Below are 16,131 nucleotides of genomic sequence, written 5' to 3'. Positions count from 1 at the left end.
GCCATGATCCACACCATCAGCAAGCGCCTCACTCGCTAGTTCAGGAACAGGCTCTCAGACGCGGACCCGGAGCTCGTCGACACCGTTGATGTCGAACGAGCGCATGAACCTCGGCGGGTTCTCCGGGTCCGCGCTCAGGTCCGGGAACCGGTCGAGCAGGCGGTCCAGGGCGATCCTGCCCTCCATCCGCGCCAGCGGTGCGCCGAGGGGCCGCGCACCGTCGACCTCGGCCTGCACCAGGTCGGTCAGCAGGTCCCGGCGGGGAGCGCGGCGGCGCTCGGCGGAGTGGCCGAGCAGGTACTCGCCCCTCTCCGCGACCATCCGCGCCTGCCGCTGCGCCTCGTCGCTGTCGACGTCGATCTCCCGCGCGTTGAACTCGGCGTCGGTGGTGAGCAGCCAGTCGGCCCACCTGTGGAGCTCGGAGGTGCTGTGCCCGGGGGTCGGGGGTGCGCGCAGCGCCGTGGTGCCGCGCGTACGCTGCGCGTTGTGTTGGAGTTGCTGGTCGAGTGGTACGACGGCGTCGAGTTGTGGTTGGTGCAGCTCGTCTACCCCCTGCAGGTAGCCCTGGTCCTTGCAGTGCTGGTGCCGTTGTGCTGGGGAGTGGCGCGGGTCGTCGACCGCGCGGTGGACGGCGTCGAAGCCAAGTTCACCGGCGTGCGCGGCACCGGAACTCCCGTCGGTCGCGACGAGGGTGAAACCAGGCGGAGGAGAAGGACGGCGTGAGCTCGCGCAAGCGCATTTCGTCGGCGTTGGTCGGGCTGGTCGCCCTGGTCGTGCTCGGGTGGTTCGGCAAGGACGTCGTCGCCGACTCGCCGAGCACCGAGGTTCCCGGTGCCGATCAGTCCGGACTGCAGGTCAAGCAGCTCTCGCAGCTGCCGCCGGAGGCGGACAAGACCTACAAGCTCATCGTCAAGGGCGGGCCGTTCCCGTACTCGGGCAAGGACGGCTCGGTGTTCGGCAACCGCGAAGGCGAGCTTCCCAAGCAGAAGTCCGGTTACTACCACGAGTACACCGTGCCCACGCCCGGTTCGAAGGACCGTGGGGCGCGACGACTGGTCACCGGGAGCCAAGAAGAGGTGTACTACACCGGTGATCACTATGAGTCGTTCGTGGTTGTGGATACGGCGGGTTGAGTGCCATGTTCGGAGCGAAACTGGCAAGCAGGTTGCGGAAGGAGCAGCCGGTGAGTGATCAGCCGAACGCGGAGCTCACGGCTCGCGAAGCGGTCGAGACCGCCGAGGGGCGAGGGGCGACCGCCCACGTCCTCGACGGCGTCGACCTGACCAGCAAGCGCTTGACGCTCGACGGCATCGCCGCGGTCCTGGACTTCCCCGAGTGGGCGGGCCGGAACCTGGATTCCCTCTTCGACTGCCTGACGGACCTCTCCTGGTTGCCCGAGGGGGAGCACGTCCTGATCTGGACCGGCTTCCAGGACCTCGCCGACCACGACCCCAAGGCGTTCAACGGCATCAACTCGGTCCTGCGGGACGCGGCGGAACGGCCCATGTGCGGCCGCCGCTTCACGGCAGTGCTGACCAGGTCGTGATCAGCCGCTGTTAATACCGGCTGCTCCCGGTCGCCGTCCACGCGACGGCGACCGAGCAGTCCTCACCTGAGCGCGTCGGGAACCCAGCGGGGCTTGCGCTTCTCGGCGAACGACGCGATGCCCTCCTGGCCTTCCGCGCCCGCGAAGTGCTTCGCCGACAGCTGCAGCATCTCGGCGAAGTCCTCGCTCATCGAGTCCGGGCGGCGGCTGGTGAGCATGGCCTTGGTGGCCGCCAGGGCTTGGGGACCGCCGAGCGCCAGCATGTCGGTGTAGCGCTTGACCTCCGCGTCGAGTCCCTCGGCGGGCACGGCGGAGTTGAGCAGGCCGATCTCGGCCGCGCGGCGACCGTCGAAGGTCTCGCCGGTGAGGAACAGCTCGTGCGCCTGGCGGGCGTCGAGCCGGGGGAGCACGGTCACCGAGATCACCGCGGGCACCACGCCGATGCGGACCTCGGTGAAGGCGAAGCTCGCGGTCTCGGCGGCGACCGCGATGTCGCAGGCCGCGACGAGGCCGACGCCGCCCGCCCGAGCGGGTCCGGCGACCTTGGCCACGACCGGCTTCGGGCTGGTCCAGATCTGCTCCAGCAGTGCGGGGAACTCGTTGACTCCCTGCTGATCGGAGTCCGCCGAGCGCGACTCCTTGAGGTCCATTCCCGCGCAGAACACCTTGCCCGTGTGGGCGAGGACGATCACGCGCACCGCGTCGTCGTTCGTCGCCGCGTCCAGGCGCTCCTTGAGCTCCCGGCGGAGCTGAGCGGACAGGGCGTTGCGGTTGTGCGGCGAGTCCAGGGTGATCGTCCCGACCCCGTCGGCCACCTCGAAGTGCACGAGCTCATCCATGCCCGAGACGTTATCCAGCCCACCACCCCGACGCCAACACGCCGATGCGAACTCACGTGGGCGGGTAGCGGGTGTCCCAAGTGGGTGGGCGCGGGCCGAATTCCTGGGTGGCGTCTTGGGCGAGCCGTTCTATGACGTCGTGGAGTTCGAGTTCGGCCGTCCAGCGCTGCGGGATCTGGGCGGCGCCGGTGCCGGTCGCGGTGAGAGCGCCGGCGACAGCGGCGGTGGTGGCGCTGTTGCCGGAGTGGTTGGCCGCGATCCGCAGCGCGGTGTCGAAATCCCCGTCGGCGGCCAAGGCCGCGTAGGTGCCGATGGCGAGGGCTTCGGCGGCCGATCCGGCCGTGCCCAGTTCGCGTTCGAGCTCCTCTGGGGCGAGCCGGGAGCCACCGGCGAGGTTCGCGGCGGCGGTGAGGCGCCGGGTGACCTCCTCGTGGCCCCGGTGCGGGGCGAGCTGCGCCAGCGCGCCGGTCACCGCGTCGGCGAGCGGTTCGCCGACCAGCAGCCGCGACGTCAGGAAGCCGAGCGCTCCGGCGCTGAGCAGCGCGGTGGTGTGGCCGTGGGTGAGAGCGGCGCCGCGCATCCCGAGCGCGAACACCTCGGACGGGTCGTCCGACCACAGCGCGGCCGGGACGGCGCGCATGATCGCGCTGCTGCCCGCCGAATCGCTGACCGGCTGGTCCGGGCTGCCGATCGGCTGCTGGCCCTTGGCGAAGGCGATCAGCGTGCGCATCATGGTCCGTCCCGGGTTCCGGGTCTGGAACAGCGCGCGCTGCTGCACCAGCCAGCCGTCCGGTTCCGGTGCCTCGCGGAGGAAGACGCCGGCCGCGCGCGGCCAGCTGAGGTGCTGGGTGTGCAGCCACCGCTGGTAGGCGTGCTGCAGGTGCCGGATCGGGTCGTCGGCGTCGCCCGCGCGACGAGCGATGTTGGCCCGCAGCACGCCCTCCACCGAGAACAGCAGCAGCTGGGTGTCGCTGCCGAGCCGGCCGGAGGGGTGTCCGGCGGGCACGTACTCGGTGATGCCGTCGGCGCCGTGACGGGCGCGGATCTCGTCCCAGTTGTCGGAGGCGACCGGCATGCCCAGCGCCTCGCCGACCGCGCAGCCCAGCACCGCGCCGAGGAACCGGTCCCGCGACGCGGCCAGGCGCGGTACCCCGGTCAGGCCGGTGCGGTAGTCCGTTGTGGACGGTGTCTGCGCGGTGATGGCCGAATCGTCCGGCGGGTAGCGGGTTTCCCACCCGGCGGACTCGTCGGGATCGGGTCCGAACTCCGTCGCCGCGTCCCGCCCCAGGCGCTCGATCACGTCGAGGACCGGGAGCCGTTCCACCATGTCAGGGGGGATCGCGGTGGGGCCGTGCAGCGCGCCGAGCAGCTGACCGCACAGCACCGCCGCGCTGGCCGCGTCCCCGTCGTGCTCGGCCGCCGACGTGATCGCCGCGCGGAAGTCGTCCTCGCAGGCCAGCGACACGCGTGCGGCGACCGCGAGCGCGCCCAGCCCGCTGCGGCCGGCGCCCAGGTGCGCCGGGCCGGGCCGGAAGCCTGCCGGGCTGAGCAGACCCAGCTTCAGCGCGTCGCCGAGCGCGGTGCGTCCCGACTGCCAACCTGAGAGCCCTTGTCGCAGCGAGTCTCCGAGGCCGTTGCCGCGCAGCAGCCACAGCGTGGTGGTGCCCAGCACGCTCGCCGGGCTGTGGCCCAGGGGGTGTCCGTGGGTGAGCGCGGCGAGGTCGCCGCCGAGCGCGAACACGGTTCCGGGGTCGCCGGACCACAACGCGGCCAGCGCGCCGAACGGGACGGCGGTGGCCGTGTCCGCGGTGTTGATCGGCTGCTGCCGGGTGCCCTGCGGGTGCCCGGCAACGACCTTCGCGACCGCGGTGAGCAGCGTCGGCTCGTCGCTGGAGGTGTCGTGCAAGTCCGGCTCGGCGACGAGGAACCCGCTCGGCCGGGGCGATTCGCTGCCGCAGTCGCGCCACGGCACACCGCGCGTGTGCAGCCAGCGCCGCAGCGCCGCCTGCGCGGCGGCGGTCGGCTCGCCGGAGCCGGTCGAGCGCAGCTGGGTGTGCGCGCGGATCAGGCCTTCCAGCACGAACAGCAGGGCGCCGGTGCGCTGACCGACGCGGCCGAGCGCGGTGAACTCGCCGACCGCGCCGCCGAGCAGCATCCCCAGCACGCGGGCGGAGGCACCCGGCAAGCCGCCGTCGCGGTCGGCCAGACCGGTGTCCGGTGCTGCCGCGTCCACCGCGAGACGTCCTCGCAGCTCCGCGGCCCACAGCGGGCGGGTCGCGGGGTGGCTCTCCCAGCGGCGCCAGACCGCCAGCAGCCGCCGCTCCACCGGGTCGCGCCGGCAGGCGGCCAGCAGTGCGCGCTCGTCCTCGTCCAGCCCGCGCCCGTCCACTGCGGCCTATCCGGCGCTGTTCGCGACGGGTTCGGGGGCCTCGGCCTCGGAGATGTCCACTTCGGACAGCAGGCGTTCCAGGACTTCCCGCAGCTCCAGCTGGTCCACCCACTCCTCGGGCAACTCCTCGACACCGCGCGCGGTGCCCATCAGAGCACCGCAGATCGCTGCGGTCGCGGCGCTGTTGCCGGCGTGCGTGGCCGCGAGCGACACCGCGTCGGGCACCGAACCGGGGTGCGAGAGCGCGGCCGCGACCGCGATGGCCAGGGCCTCCGGGCCCTGCCAGCCGAGACCGAGCGATTCCAGGACGGTCGGGGACACCGGGCCGCTGGTGGCGATCTCCACCGCCGCCCGCAACCCGCTCGCCGTGCTCTCGGCGCCCTCCATCCGGTCGAGCTCGACCAGCACGGCCTGCACGGCGTCGATCAGCGTGCGACCGGCGTCGAGACCGGAGACGAGGCCCGCCAGCGCGGCCGCGGGGAAGTAGCCGTCCGGGTGGCCGTGGGTGAGCACGCCGATGCCGATCCCCAGGGCGATCGCCTCGGCCGGATCGGTGGACTCGAAACCGACCACCGCACCGCGGGCGGTGGCGGCGGCGTTGCGGGCGTCGTTGGGCGGGTTGCCGGGCGTCGGGTTCTCGCCGCGGTCGCCCCAGCGGGCCACCGCGGTCAGCGTCGCCTCGTCCGGGAACCGCTGCGCGCGCAGTGATTCCACGTCGGTGAGCTTCCCGCCGCCGTCCGGAGTGGGCCTGCCGCCCTGGGTGCGGACCCAGTCCCGCAGCGAGGCGCGCACCAGCGACGGCCGGTCCGGGTTCTCCCCGTTCAGCCCGGCCAGCACGAACGCGGCCTGCTGCGTGTAAGCGGTGGCGGCCCCGAAGCGGCCGAACAGCTCCGCGTGCTCGCGCACCCCGTCGGGGTTCTCGCGCAGCGTGGTGAGCAGGTCGCTGAACATCCAGGGAGCGCCCAGCGCGTCGCCCGCAGCGGTGCCGAGGACGCAGCCGGCGAGCCGGTCGCGGCGGCTGGGCCGGACCTGCTCTTCCTCCTCTTCGTCGGCGGCGGCCCCGGTTTCGGCCTCGGCCTCGTCCTCGGTCTCGGCGTCCTCCGCACCGGATTCACCGACGAGCTGAGCGGCGCGTTCCTCGCCGAACGCCTCCACCAGGAGCTTGTGCAGACCCTGGCTGAGATCGGCGTTGTTTCCCGCGTCGTCGTTGTCGCGGAACTTCCGCCACGCCAGCAGCAGCCGGAGCTCTTCGTCGGACAACCCGTCGTCGTCGGAGACGTCCTTGTCCGGGGCTTCTCCCGCTGCCGCCGACTCGGTCCCCTCGGGCTCGGTGGTCTCCTCGACGACGACCGCCTCGGCGACCTCGGTCTCCTCGGGCTCGGCCTCGACCGGTTCCGGCTCCACCTCGGTCTCTGCGACGTCCTCGGCAGGTTCCGGCTCCACCTCGGCCTCTGCGACGTCCTCGGCGGGTTCCTCCTGCGCGACCGGGTAGCGCGCGGCCCACAGCTGCCCGGACGGCGGGGTGGAGCCGAACTCCAGGTCCGCGTCGGCGGCCAGGAACTCCAGCGTTTCGCGCAGCTCCAGCTTGTCCTGCCAGTGCTGCGGGATGGCGGAGGCGGTGTGGGCGGCTCCCATGATGCCGCCGCAGATCGCCGCGGTGGAGCCGCTGGCACCGGAGTGGTTGGCGGCCAGCACCAACGCCTCCGGGAACGACTCGGGGTGGGTCAGCGCCGCGCACACCGCGATCGCCAGCACCTGGGCTCCGGAGTGCGCGGTGCCGAAGGCGTCCTCGATCTGCTCCGGCGTCGGCGTGCCGGTCGCCGCGAGCTCGACCGCCTTGCGCAGCGCGGTGATCGTCTCCTCGTGACCGTCCCATTCGGACAGTTCGAGGAGCGTGCGGTCCACCGCCTGCGGCAGCGAGCGGTCGGCGAGCAGCTGGTGCGCCAGCAGCGCCAGCGCGCCGGCGGGCAGGTAGGCGCTGGCGTGGCCGTGGGTGAGCAGCGCGGTGCGCGTCCCGGTGCGGAACGCCTCGGCCGGGTCGTCGGTCCACAGCGCGGTCGGAGCCGCGCGCATCACCGCGCCCCAGTCGGCCGCGTCGTTCGGCGGCTTCTCCAGGGAACCCCGCTCGTGGCCGCCCGCGTAGGCGCGCAGCGCCTGCATGGTCGTCATGCCCCGGACCCGGCGGTCGAACAGCTCGCGCTGGTCGATCAGCCAGCCGTCCGGCTCGTCCGGGCTGCGACCGGTCTCGGACCACTCGACGCCCTGGGTGTGCAGCCAGCGCTGGTAGGCCTGCTGCACGTGGATCGCCGGATCGGCGGAACCCCTCGCGCGGCGCGCGGTGGAGGCGCGGATGAGCCCTTCGGTGGTGAAGGCGGTCAGCTGCGTCTCGTCGCTGATCGACCCGGCCGGGCGGTGCCCGTCGACGTAGTCGATGAGCCCGGAATCGCCGTACTTCGCCCGGATCTCGGCCAGCGAGTCGGCTTCGATCGGGAAGCCGAGGGCATCGCCCGCGGCGGTGCCCAGCAGCATTCCGAGGATCCGCTGGGTGCGCCGGTCCTCCGGCGACGCGGGCGGGGGCGGTGCGGTCGACTCCGGCGGGGAGACCACCGACTCGACCTGCGGGGCCGACACCTCGGGTTCGGCGTCCTCCTCCGGTTCGGCGTCCTCCTCCGGTTCCGGGATCTCCTCGGCTTCGTCGGTCGCCTCCGGCTCCTCGCTCTTCGCGCGAGGCAACGACGAGCCGAAGTCCAGGTCGGAGACATCGCCCGACGCCGGGTAGCGCTTGGCCCAGGCGTCGCCGGCCGGCGGGGTCCCGCCGAACTCCAGCAGTCCGTCCTTGGCCAGCGATTCGACGATCTCGCGCTGCCGGAGGTCGCGCAGCCACACGCCGGGGAGCGCCGCGGCGCCGTCCCGGGCGCCGACCAGGTTGCCGCAGATCGCCGCGGTCGAGTCGCTGTCGCCGGAGTGGTTGACCGCGATCATCAGCGCGTCGGCGATGGTGTCGGCGCTCAGCGCCGCGCACACCGCGATCGCCAGCGCCTCGTGCCCGGCCCAGCCGCCGCCGAGGGCGTCCTTGAGCTGCTCGGGAGTGGCCTTGCCCTTCTCCGCGAGCTCTTCGGCGGCCTGCAGGGCGCGGTCGGTGTCCTCGTGCCCCGCGTAGGACGCCAGCAGTTCGCGCGCCTGCGCCAGCGCCGAGGGGAGCGATTCCTCGCGCAGCAGCCGGTGGACGAGCACCGCCAGCACACCGGCGGGCAGGTGGGCGTTGGGCTGGGAGTGGGTCAGCGCGGCGGTGGCGGCCGCGAGCTCGAAGACCGAGCGCGGGTCGTCCGACCACAGCGCGATCGGGGCCACGCGGACGACGCCACCGCAGTCGTCGGAGTCGTTGATCGGCCGCTCGAACGTGCCGGGAGCACCGACCGAGGCGAACTCGCGGAGCGCGCCGATGGAGCCGCTGTTGGGCGAGCGCACCGCGAACAGCTCGGACTGCTCGACCAGCCAGCCGTTGGCCTTGGGGTGCTTGGCCGCGAACGGCCCGGCCGAGCGCATCCACGCGTAGCCCTGGGTGTGCAGCCAGCGCTGGTAGGCCAGCTGGAGCGCGGGCAGCGGGCCGCCGGAGTCGCCGCTGCGGACCAGGCGGTGCGCGCGGATCATGCCTTCCAGCGTGAACAGTGTGAGCTGGGTGTCGTCGGTGAACTCGCCCGGGTGCTCGCCGTTGCGGTCGTACTCGGTGACGCCGTCCTCGCCGAAGCGGCTGCGGATCTGGTCGATCGGGTAGAACTCCACCGGCGCGCCCAGCGCGTCACCGATCGCCCCGGCCAGCATCGAACCGAGGAACCTGCGGCCGAACTCGGTTTCGGCGGGATCGGGCTGCTCCGGCTCGGCCGAGGCCGACGCCGACGCAGCGGGTGCCGGTGCCGGGGGAACGGCCGGAGTCGCGGGGCCGACTGGAACGGGCGGCGCGGCCGTCGGCGCCGCGGACGGCACGGCGGTGCCCGAGGGCGGCGACAGCGGAGCGCCCGCGGGTGCCGAGACGGGCGTGCCCGTCGCCGGCGACACCGGGACTCCTGTGGGCATCGGTGGCATCGGCACGCCTGCGGGCGGCGACATCGGGACGCCCACGGCCTTCGGCGGGACCGAGGCGGCGACCTTGGCGAGGTCTTCGCCGGGCAGCCTCGCCTTGACCGGGCTCGTGGGGTTGATCTGCAGGTCGATGCCGCTGAGCTGGTTGGTCGCCAGCTGGCGCCCGGTCATGCGCTGCCAGGTCGTCCAGTTCGGCGGCAGGAAGCCCTCGGAGGTGAACACCTGGAGCTGACGGCGTCCCGACTCGTGCTCCATCGTGAACAGGCCGGTTCCCTGCGGCTGCGCGAACAGGATCAGCTCGGAGTCGAGCATCGAGGCCAGCAGTGCCTGGCCCTGCGCGTAACCGGTGGTGGTCAGCTGCAGCGCGCGCTCGACGTCGTTGGTCGGCGCGGGCAACCGCAGTGCCACCGGGGAAGGTCGGTAGTTGGGGTTGGGGGAGAAGTCGTCGGTGATCTCACCCTGTTCGTCGACGCGGTAGCCACCGATGAATCCCCACGGCGGTACCTCGGCGTTGGGATCGGTGAAGATCGGGTCGACCACGTACAGCCAGGTGTTGGGCTGCTTCTTGGCCTGGTCCCGCATAGCCGGTGTGATGACCGGTCGACTCGGCTGCTGCGTGTTCATCTCGCCCTGTTGTCCCCGACTCCCTGTCCAGCCTTGCATTGATCGCCCCCACAGCGACGGTCACTCGAACGCATGGGCCCAACGGGTAAACGATGTACGGTGAGCTGCCGGTTCCCCGTCCAGACGCCGTCATGCACCCTCTCATGACCTCATGGGGTGAATCGTAGTCTTTGAGTGAACAACTCTGCGTGAAACGAGCTGCGCGGGGGTCCGGTGGATCACACGTCGGCCGGGACGGCCGCGGTTCAGTCGAGCGGGCCGGGACTTCAGTCGGAGAGCGCGGCGGCCATCAGGCAGCCCAGGCACGGCATCCCCGCAGGTCCGTCCAGCGCTTCGGCCTCACCCGGGGCGATGCTGAAACCGCAGTAGGCGCGCAGGGTTTCGGGCAGTGGATCACCGCTGGGAACCGGGAAGAAGTGGCAGGACTTGTCCTGCTCACTGCGCGCGAACTCAGGTCGCACCCGCGCGATCAGGTGCGGGATCGTGCTCATCGGGTGGTGACCCCCTGCGCGCGCAATCCTGGCAACAACGGCACAGATCACATCATGACGACGCCGCCGCCGGGGTGAACCCGGTTGGCGAATTCTCGCCAACCGGTTGCGCGCGAGAGGAGTCGACCCGCAGGGCTGTCCTCGGGGTGGGGGGAAGTTTTCATGAAAACTTCCCCGCCCACGAACAACGACGGGGAAGAGCGGTCTTCGCCTCAGGCCAGTGCGGGAACAGGTACGTCGACCGAGGCGAGGTCGTAGCGGTGCAGGACCAGGTCGGCCACGGCCGGGTCGTCGGCCATCGGACCCGCGATCAGCGGAGCGGCCGAGCACGCCTCGGCCTGCTCGGTGATCCGGTCCGGCAGCAGGCCCGGGGCCAGGAACCAGGAGCCCACCGCGAACCGCCGCGCACCGCGCGCCCGCAGCAGTTCCACGGCGGTCGGCACGTCCGGAGCCGCCGCGGCGGCGAAGGTGGCGACCGTGCCGGCCCAGGACGTGCGGGCCTGCCAGCGAGCGGCGACGTCGGCGACCAGCCGGTTGGCGGGGGAGTGCGACGAGCCCGCCCCCGCGAGCAGAACGCCGAGCTCCGGGTCGTCCGGATCGACGCCCGCGGCCAGCAGGCGGCGCCACGCGGCGGCGTCCAGCCGCGGGTCGGGTCCGAGCACGTCGCCGACGCGCACGCGCAGGTCCGGATGCCGCTGGTGCGCTTCGGCTACGGCGGAGGGGACGTCGACGCGGGCGTGGAAGGCGTGCCCGAGCAGCAGCGGCACGACCACGGCCTCCCGGTGCCCGTCCGCGCGCACGGCGTCCAGGACGTCGCCCAGCAGGGGCTGGGACAGGTCCAGGAACGCCACGCGCACGTCGAGTTCCGGCCGCAGAGCGCGCACCTCGCCGAGCAGCCGGTGGATCGTCGCGGCCGAGCGCGGATCCCGGCTGCCGTGCGCGACGGCGACCAGGGGCGGGGTGGTCATCGCGCTGCTTCGGCGAACGGGGTCAGCGGGACACCGATCAGACCGGCGGCCAGCGTGGTGCCGTCGGAGGGATCGATCACCAGGAACGACCCGTTGCGGCGGCTGTCCGCGTAGTCGTCGACCGGCAGCGGCTCGGCGGTGCGCAGCTGCACCCGGCCGATCTCGTTGAGCTGCAACGAGTCCGGAGCGGCGACGCTGGTCAGCTGCTGCTCGTCGAAGCGGGCGGCCAGCTCGGTGACCAGCGCCTGCACGGTGCGGGCGCCGTGCTTGACGAGCACCTTCGCGCCCGGGCTCAGCGTCTTCTCCGCCAGCCAGCAGATCGTGGCGTCGATCTCGTCGGTCAGCCGGGGAGCGGTGTCGGCCGCGGCGATCAGGTCACCGCGCGAGATGTCGACGTCGTCCTCCAGCAGCAACGTCACCGAGTGACCCGCCGCGGCTTCCGCGCGCTCGCCGTCGGCGGTGTCCACCTTGGACACCTTGGTGCGCACCCCGGCGGGCAGCACGACGACGTCGTCCCCGGGCCGCACCACACCGGCGCCGACCTGGCCCGCGTAACCGCGGTAGTCCGGGTGCTCCGCGGTGCGCGGGCGGATCACGTACTGCACCGGCATCCGGAAGGGCACGTCGTGCGGGTCCGGCGCGACCGGCACGCTCTCCAGGTGCTCCAGCAGCGACGGGCCGGAGTACCACGGCGTGTTCTGCGAGCGCTCCACCACGTTGTCGCCCAGCAGGGCCGACACCGGGATGGTCACCACGGCGTCGTCGGCGTACCCGAGCGCCTTGGCGTGGGCGGAGAACTCCTCGGCGATGCGGGTGAAGGCCGCCTCGTCGAAGTCCACCATGTCGATCTTGTTCACGGCGAGCACCAGCTGCGGCACGCCCAGCAGCGCGAGAACGGCCGCGTGCCGCCGGGTCTGCTCGACCACGCCGTTGCGCGCGTCGACCAGCAGCACCGCCAGCTGCGCGGTCGAGGCGCCGGTCACGGTGTTGCGGGTGTACTGCACGTGACCCGGGGTGTCGGCCAGCACGAAGGTCCGCTTCGGAGTGGCGAAGTAGCGGTAGGCCACGTCGATGGTGATGCCCTGCTCGCGCTCAGCGCGCAGGCCGTCGACCAGCAGCGACAGGTCAGGGGTGGCCAGGCCGCGGTCCGCGCTGGCCCGGTGCACCGCGTCGAGCTGGTCGGCCAGCACCGACTTGGTGTCGTGCAGCAGCCGGCCCACCAGCGTGGACTTGCCGTCGTCGACGGAGCCCGCGGTGGCCAGCCGCAGCAGATCGGTGTTCACCGGCAGCGTCACCTCGGTGCCGCTGTCCGGCGCGGTACGAGTCGTGGTCTCGGTCATCGTCTGGAAACCCATTCCTGGTGGCTGTGGGAAGGAGAAGGGAGGACGGGCGGGATCAGAAGTAGCCCTCGCGCTTGCGGTCTTCCATCGCGGCTTCGGAGATCCGGTCGTCCGCTCGGGTGGCGCCGCGCTCGGTGAGGCGGCTGGCGGCGACCTCGGCGATCACGTCGTCGACGGTGTAGGCCTCGGACTCGACCGCGCCGGTGCAGGAACCGTCGCCGACCGTGCGGTAGCGGACCGTCTTGGACACCGGGGTCTCGCCGTCGCGCGCCCCACCCCACGGACCGGAGGTCAGCCACATGCCGTCGCGCTCGTAGACCTCGCGCCGGTGCGCGTAGTAGATCTCCGGGAGGTCGATCTTCTCCCGCTGGATGTAGCGCCAGATGTCGAGCTCGGTCCAGTTCGACAGCGGGAACACGCGCACGTGCTCGCCCGGCCGGTGCTTGCCGTTGTAGAGGTTCCACAGCTCAGGGCGCTGCCGGCGCGGGTCCCACTGGCCGAATGCGTTGCGCAGGCTGAAGATGCGCTCCTTGGCGCGAGCGCGCTCCTCGTCGCGGCGACCGCCGCCGAAGACCGCGTCGAACTTGTTGTCACCGATGGCGTCGAGCAGCGGCTGGGTCTGCAGCGGGTTGCGGACGCCGTCGGGGCGCTCCTGCAGCCGACCGTCGTCGATGTAGTCCTGCACCCCGGCCACGACCAGGCGCAGCTGGTGCTTGTCGACGATCCCGTCGCGGAAGTCCAGCACCTCGGGGAAGTTGTGCCCGGTGTCGACGTGCAGCAGCGGGAACGGCACCGGGGCGGGCCAGAACGCCTTGATCGCCAGGTGCACCAGCACCGTGGAGTCCTTGCCACCGGAGAACAGGATCACCGGGCGGTCGAACTCGCCGGCCACCTCGCGGAAGATGTGGATCGCCTCGGACTCCAGCGCGGCCAGGTTGTCCACCTGCGGCGGCGCCGACACCTCGGTGTCTGCTGTGGTCATTACCCCTCCGTCGTCTCCCGGACACCCGCACCCGGGTCAAGTCGTGCTCGTGCGGCCGTACTAACTCAGCCGTGCAGACCGCATTCGGTCTTGGAGCTGCCCGCCCAGCGACCGCTGCGCGGGTCCTCGCCCGGCTTCGGCTTGGCCGTGCAGGGCTGGCATCCGATGGACGGATAGCCCGCTGGGACCAGCGGGTTGACCAGCACTCCGTTGTCGTCGATGTAGCGCTGCATCTGCTCGTCGGACCACGCCGCGAGCGGGTTGACCTTCACCAGCCCGTTGCGGTCGTCCCAGGTCAGGACCGGCGTGTTGGCGCGGGTCGGCGCCTCCACCCGGCGCACGCCGGTCACCCAGCCCTCGTAGCCGGCCAGGGTGTTGCGCAGCGGGACGACCTTGCGCAGGAAGCAGCAGCGCTGGGGGTCGCGATCGTGGAGCCGCGGGCCTTCGGCGGCGTCCTGCTCGGCCACGGTCTGCTCGGGGAGCGCGTTGACGATGTTCACGTCGTAGACCTGCTCGACCGCGTCGCGCGTGCCGATGGTCTCGGCGAAGTGGTAGCCGGTCTCCAGGAACAGGATCTCCACTCCCGGCATCGCCTTGGCCGCGAGGTCGACCAGCACCGCGTCCTGCATGTTGGAGGCCACGATGAGCTTGCCGTCGCCGAAGTTCTCGGCGGCCCAGCGCAGCGCCTCCTCCGCGGTCGCGTCGGCCAGTTCCGGAGCGGCCTTCTCGACCAGGGCCTTGAGCTCGGCGTCGCTGCGCCGCGTTCCGATCTGCGTGGTGGTTTCGGCGGTCATCAGTCCTCATCCCCTCCCAGAGCCAGTCCGACCAGCCGCACGGTGAAGACCCGCAGGCAGGCGTGGCACTTCCAGGCCCCGGAGGGTTCTTCCTCCGGGGTGAGCTCCTCGTCTCCGCAGTACGGGCAGCACTGCGGGACCACGCGCTCGCTCACTTGAGGTCGTCCTCTTCGGCGCGGGCGACCCACTGGGCGAACCGCTCACCGGTCTCGCGCTGGTCGAGGTAGTTGCGCACGAGCCGCTCCACGTAGGGGCCGACCTCGGAGGAGACGACCTTGTGGCCGCGGATCTTCCGGCCGAACCCGGTGTCGATGGCCAGGCCACCGCCCAGGTGCACCTGGAAGCCCTCGACCTGGTTGCCGTTGCCGTCCGGGACCATCTGGCCCTTCAGGCCGATGTCGGCGACCTGGGTGCGGGCGCAGGCGTTCGGGCAGCCGTTGAGGTTGATGGTCACCGGGTCGCTCACGCCCGCCTGGACGTCGGCGAGCCGCTTCTCCAGCTCCGTGACCAGGTCGATGGCCCGCTGCTTGGTCTCGACGATGGCGAGCTTGCAGAACTCGATGCCGGTGCAGGCCATCACGCCGCGCCGCCACGGCGACGGGTCGGCGTGCAGGCCCAGCTCGGCGAGGTCCGAGGTCAGACCGTCCACATCGGACTCGGCCACGTCGAGCACCAGCAGGTTCTGCTCCACGGTGGTGCGCACCCGCTGCGAACCGACGCGCTCGGCCGCCTTGGCGACCTCCATCAGCGTCGAACCGCTGACCCGGCCCGCGGCGCTCTTGACGCCCACGTAACGGTTTCCGTCGACCTGCTGGTGCACGCCGAGGTGGTCGCGGTGCCCCGAAGGGGTTTCCGGCGCGGGACCGTCGATGAGCTTGCGGCCCAGGTACTCGTCCTCCAGCACCTGCCGGAACTTCTCCGCGCCCCAGTCGGCGAGCAGGAACTTCAGGCGGGCCCGGTTGCGCAGCCGGCGGTAGCCGTAGTCGCGGAAGATCTGCACGACCCCGTGCCAGACCTCCGCGGCGTCCTCCTGGGAGACCCAGGCGCCCAGCCGCACGGCCAGCTTCGGGTTGGTCGACAGGCCACCGCCGACCCACAGGTCGTAGCCCGGGCCGTGCTCCGGGTGCACCACGCCGACCAGCGAGATGTCGTTGATCTCCGGAACCGTGTCCCAGCGCGGCGAACCGGAGATGGCCGTCTTGAACTTGCGCGGCAGGTTCGACAACGACTGGTCGCCGATGTAGCGCTCGGTGATCTCGGCGATCGCCGGGGTGGCGTCGATGATCTCGTCGGCGGCGATGCCCGCCACCGGGGAGCCGAGCACCACGCGCGGGCAGTCGCCGCAGGCCTCGGTCGTCGACAGCCCGACGCTCTCCAGCTTCTCCCAGATCGTCGGGACGTCCTCGACCCGGATCCAGTGCAGCTGGACGTTCTGCCGGTCGGTGATGTCGGCGGTGTCACGGGCGTAGGTCTGCGACACCTCGCCGATGACGCGCAGCTGCTCGGTGGTCAGCGCACCGCCGTCGATGCGCACCCGCATCATGAAGTAGCTGTCGTCGAGCTCTTCGGGCTCGATCGTGCCGGTGCGCGCACCCGGGATGCCCGGCGCGCGCTGGGTGTACAGGCCCCACCAGCGGAAGCGACCGCGCAGGTCGCCGGGGTCGATGGAGTCGAAACCACCGTGGGCGTAGATGTTCTCGATCCGCGCACGCACGTTGAGCGGGTTGTCGTCCTTCTTGGAGCGCTCGTTGGCGTTGAGCGGTTCGCGGTAACCGAGCGCCCACTGGCCTTCGCCGCGACCCTTGCGCTTGCGGGCGGGACGAGCAGGCGATTCCGTCGGGGGAACCATGTCCGCGACCTCCGGGACTTTCAGGCGCGAAACCCCCGCGTGGAATTACCGTCGGCGTGACGGCTCTCACTCCTCGGAGGCCCGCGCCGACTGGACAAGACAAAAAGACGGCGGGGGATCAGACCGTGCCGAGGCAGAGCGCGCTGGCCACCCGCCGCAGGTCAACGTACCTGCGGGCGACCAGCAGAAGCGTTGGCAGAGTCGCACCCACGTCGCGCAGCGTGCCACG

Annotated in this window: 15 protein-coding genes; 3 read left to right on the top strand and 12 right to left on the bottom strand. The window is 71.9% G+C overall.

Going from position 1 to position 16,131, the window contains the following annotated elements; translation table 11 throughout:
• Positions 1-54 precede the first annotated feature (54 nt).
• A complete protein-coding gene (locus ACYVF3_RS11055; protein ID WP_461154127.1) occupies positions 55-321 on the bottom strand; it encodes a hypothetical protein in 267 nt (88 codons plus the stop codon).
• A 165-nt stretch (positions 322-486) separates the two neighbouring features.
• Between ACYVF3_RS11055 and ACYVF3_RS11050 the strand changes: the two genes are divergently transcribed.
• The 3 genes from ACYVF3_RS11050 to ACYVF3_RS11040 are packed head-to-tail and all read left to right on the top strand — an operon-like array spanning position 487 to position 1,546.
• Positions 487-723 carry a hypothetical protein gene (locus ACYVF3_RS11050; protein ID WP_461154126.1) on the top strand — a complete coding sequence of 79 codons (237 nt, stop codon included), beginning with the start codon at positions 487-489 and terminating at the stop codon, positions 721-723.
• Entirely contained in the window at positions 720-1,133 is a 414-nt protein-coding gene (locus ACYVF3_RS11045) for a guanyl-specific ribonuclease (RefSeq protein ID WP_461154125.1), read from the top strand. The genes ACYVF3_RS11050 and ACYVF3_RS11045 overlap by 4 nt, the downstream gene beginning before the upstream one ends.
• A 50-nt stretch (positions 1,134-1,183) precedes the next feature.
• Positions 1,184-1,546, top strand: a complete 363-nt coding sequence (locus ACYVF3_RS11040) for a barstar family protein (protein ID WP_461154124.1) — start codon at positions 1,184-1,186, stop codon at positions 1,544-1,546.
• A 62-nt stretch (positions 1,547-1,608) separates the two neighbouring features.
• Here the strand turns inward: ACYVF3_RS11040 and ACYVF3_RS11035 are convergent, their stop codons facing one another.
• From ACYVF3_RS11035 to ACYVF3_RS10985, 11 genes are all read right to left on the bottom strand, one after another.
• Complete coding sequence (locus ACYVF3_RS11035) at positions 1,609-2,385, bottom strand: enoyl-CoA hydratase family protein (protein ID WP_461154123.1); 777 nt, start codon at positions 2,383-2,385, stop codon at positions 1,609-1,611.
• Positions 2,386-2,437: 52 nt separating this feature from the next.
• On the bottom strand, positions 2,438-4,774 hold the full coding sequence (locus ACYVF3_RS11030) for an ADP-ribosylglycohydrolase family protein (RefSeq protein ID WP_461154122.1): 2,337 nt from the start codon (positions 4,772-4,774) through the stop codon (positions 2,438-2,440).
• A 6-nt stretch (positions 4,775-4,780) separates the two neighbouring features.
• Complete coding sequence (locus ACYVF3_RS11025; RefSeq protein WP_461154121.1) at positions 4,781-9,478, bottom strand: type VII secretion system-associated protein; 4,698 nt, start codon at positions 9,476-9,478, stop codon at positions 4,781-4,783.
• A gap of 266 nt (positions 9,479-9,744) precedes the next feature.
• Positions 9,745-9,969: a hypothetical protein gene (locus ACYVF3_RS11020; protein WP_461154120.1), complete on the bottom strand. Its 225-nt coding sequence runs from the start codon at positions 9,967-9,969 to the stop codon at positions 9,745-9,747.
• Positions 9,970-10,181: 212 nt separating this feature from the next.
• Complete coding sequence (locus ACYVF3_RS11015; protein ID WP_461154119.1) at positions 10,182-10,937, bottom strand: sirohydrochlorin chelatase; 756 nt, start codon at positions 10,935-10,937, stop codon at positions 10,182-10,184.
• Positions 10,934-12,277 (bottom strand): sulfate adenylyltransferase subunit 1, encoded by a 1,344-nt coding sequence (locus ACYVF3_RS11010; protein ID WP_461154129.1) that lies wholly within the window; start codon positions 12,275-12,277, stop codon positions 10,934-10,936. Before ACYVF3_RS11010 ends, ACYVF3_RS11015 begins: the two co-directional genes overlap by 4 nt.
• 55 nt (positions 12,278-12,332) lie before the next feature.
• Positions 12,333-13,259: a sulfate adenylyltransferase subunit CysD gene (gene cysD / locus ACYVF3_RS11005; protein ID WP_461154118.1), complete on the bottom strand. Its 927-nt coding sequence runs from the start codon at positions 13,257-13,259 to the stop codon at positions 12,333-12,335.
• A 65-nt stretch (positions 13,260-13,324) separates the two neighbouring features.
• On the bottom strand, positions 13,325-14,053 hold the full coding sequence (locus ACYVF3_RS11000) for a phosphoadenylyl-sulfate reductase (RefSeq protein WP_461154117.1): 729 nt from the start codon (positions 14,051-14,053) through the stop codon (positions 13,325-13,327).
• Positions 14,053-14,208, bottom strand: coding sequence for an Insertion element protein (locus ACYVF3_RS10995; protein ID WP_145745482.1), 156 nt, complete (start codon positions 14,206-14,208; stop codon positions 14,053-14,055). Before ACYVF3_RS10995 ends, ACYVF3_RS11000 begins: the two co-directional genes overlap by 1 nt.
• Positions 14,205-15,902: a nitrite/sulfite reductase gene (locus ACYVF3_RS10990; RefSeq protein WP_461154116.1), complete on the bottom strand. Its 1,698-nt coding sequence runs from the start codon at positions 15,900-15,902 to the stop codon at positions 14,205-14,207. The genes ACYVF3_RS10995 and ACYVF3_RS10990 overlap by 4 nt, the downstream gene beginning before the upstream one ends.
• A 118-nt stretch (positions 15,903-16,020) precedes the next feature.
• Positions 16,021-16,113: a putative leader peptide gene (locus ACYVF3_RS10985; RefSeq protein ID WP_461154115.1), complete on the bottom strand. Its 93-nt coding sequence runs from the start codon at positions 16,111-16,113 to the stop codon at positions 16,021-16,023.
• Between the last annotated feature and the right edge of the window lie 18 nt (positions 16,114-16,131).

It is taken from the genome of Saccharopolyspora tripterygii (genome assembly GCF_054778355.1).
Note: the sequence above shows the minus strand (reverse complement) of the source record. Positions and strands in the feature narration are given on the sequence as shown.

Coding starts and splice junctions, on each gene's coding strand:
- ACYVF3_RS11020 (WP_461154120.1), bottom strand. CDS start 9,969: ATGAGCACGATCCCGCACCTGATCGCGCGGGTGCGACCTGAGTTCGCG.
- ACYVF3_RS11035 (WP_461154123.1), bottom strand. CDS start 2,385: ATGGATGAGCTCGTGCACTTCGAGGTGGCCGACGGGGTCGGGACGATC.
- ACYVF3_RS11015 (WP_461154119.1), bottom strand. CDS start 10,937: ATGACCACCCCGCCCCTGGTCGCCGTCGCGCACGGCAGCCGGGATCCG.
- ACYVF3_RS11025 (WP_461154121.1), bottom strand. CDS start 9,478: ATGAACACGCAGCAGCCGAGTCGACCGGTCATCACACCGGCTATGCGG.
- ACYVF3_RS11010 (WP_461154129.1), bottom strand. CDS start 12,277: ATGACCGAGACCACGACTCGTACCGCGCCGGACAGCGGCACCGAGGTG.
- ACYVF3_RS10990 (WP_461154116.1), bottom strand. CDS start 15,902: ATGGTTCCCCCGACGGAATCGCCTGCTCGTCCCGCCCGCAAGCGCAAG.
- cysD (WP_461154118.1), bottom strand. CDS start 13,259: ATGACCACAGCAGACACCGAGGTGTCGGCGCCGCCGCAGGTGGACAAC.
- ACYVF3_RS11000 (WP_461154117.1), bottom strand. CDS start 14,053: ATGACCGCCGAAACCACCACGCAGATCGGAACGCGGCGCAGCGACGCC.
- ACYVF3_RS11055 (WP_461154127.1), bottom strand. CDS start 321: ATGGTCGCGGAGAGGGGCGAGTACCTGCTCGGCCACTCCGCCGAGCGC.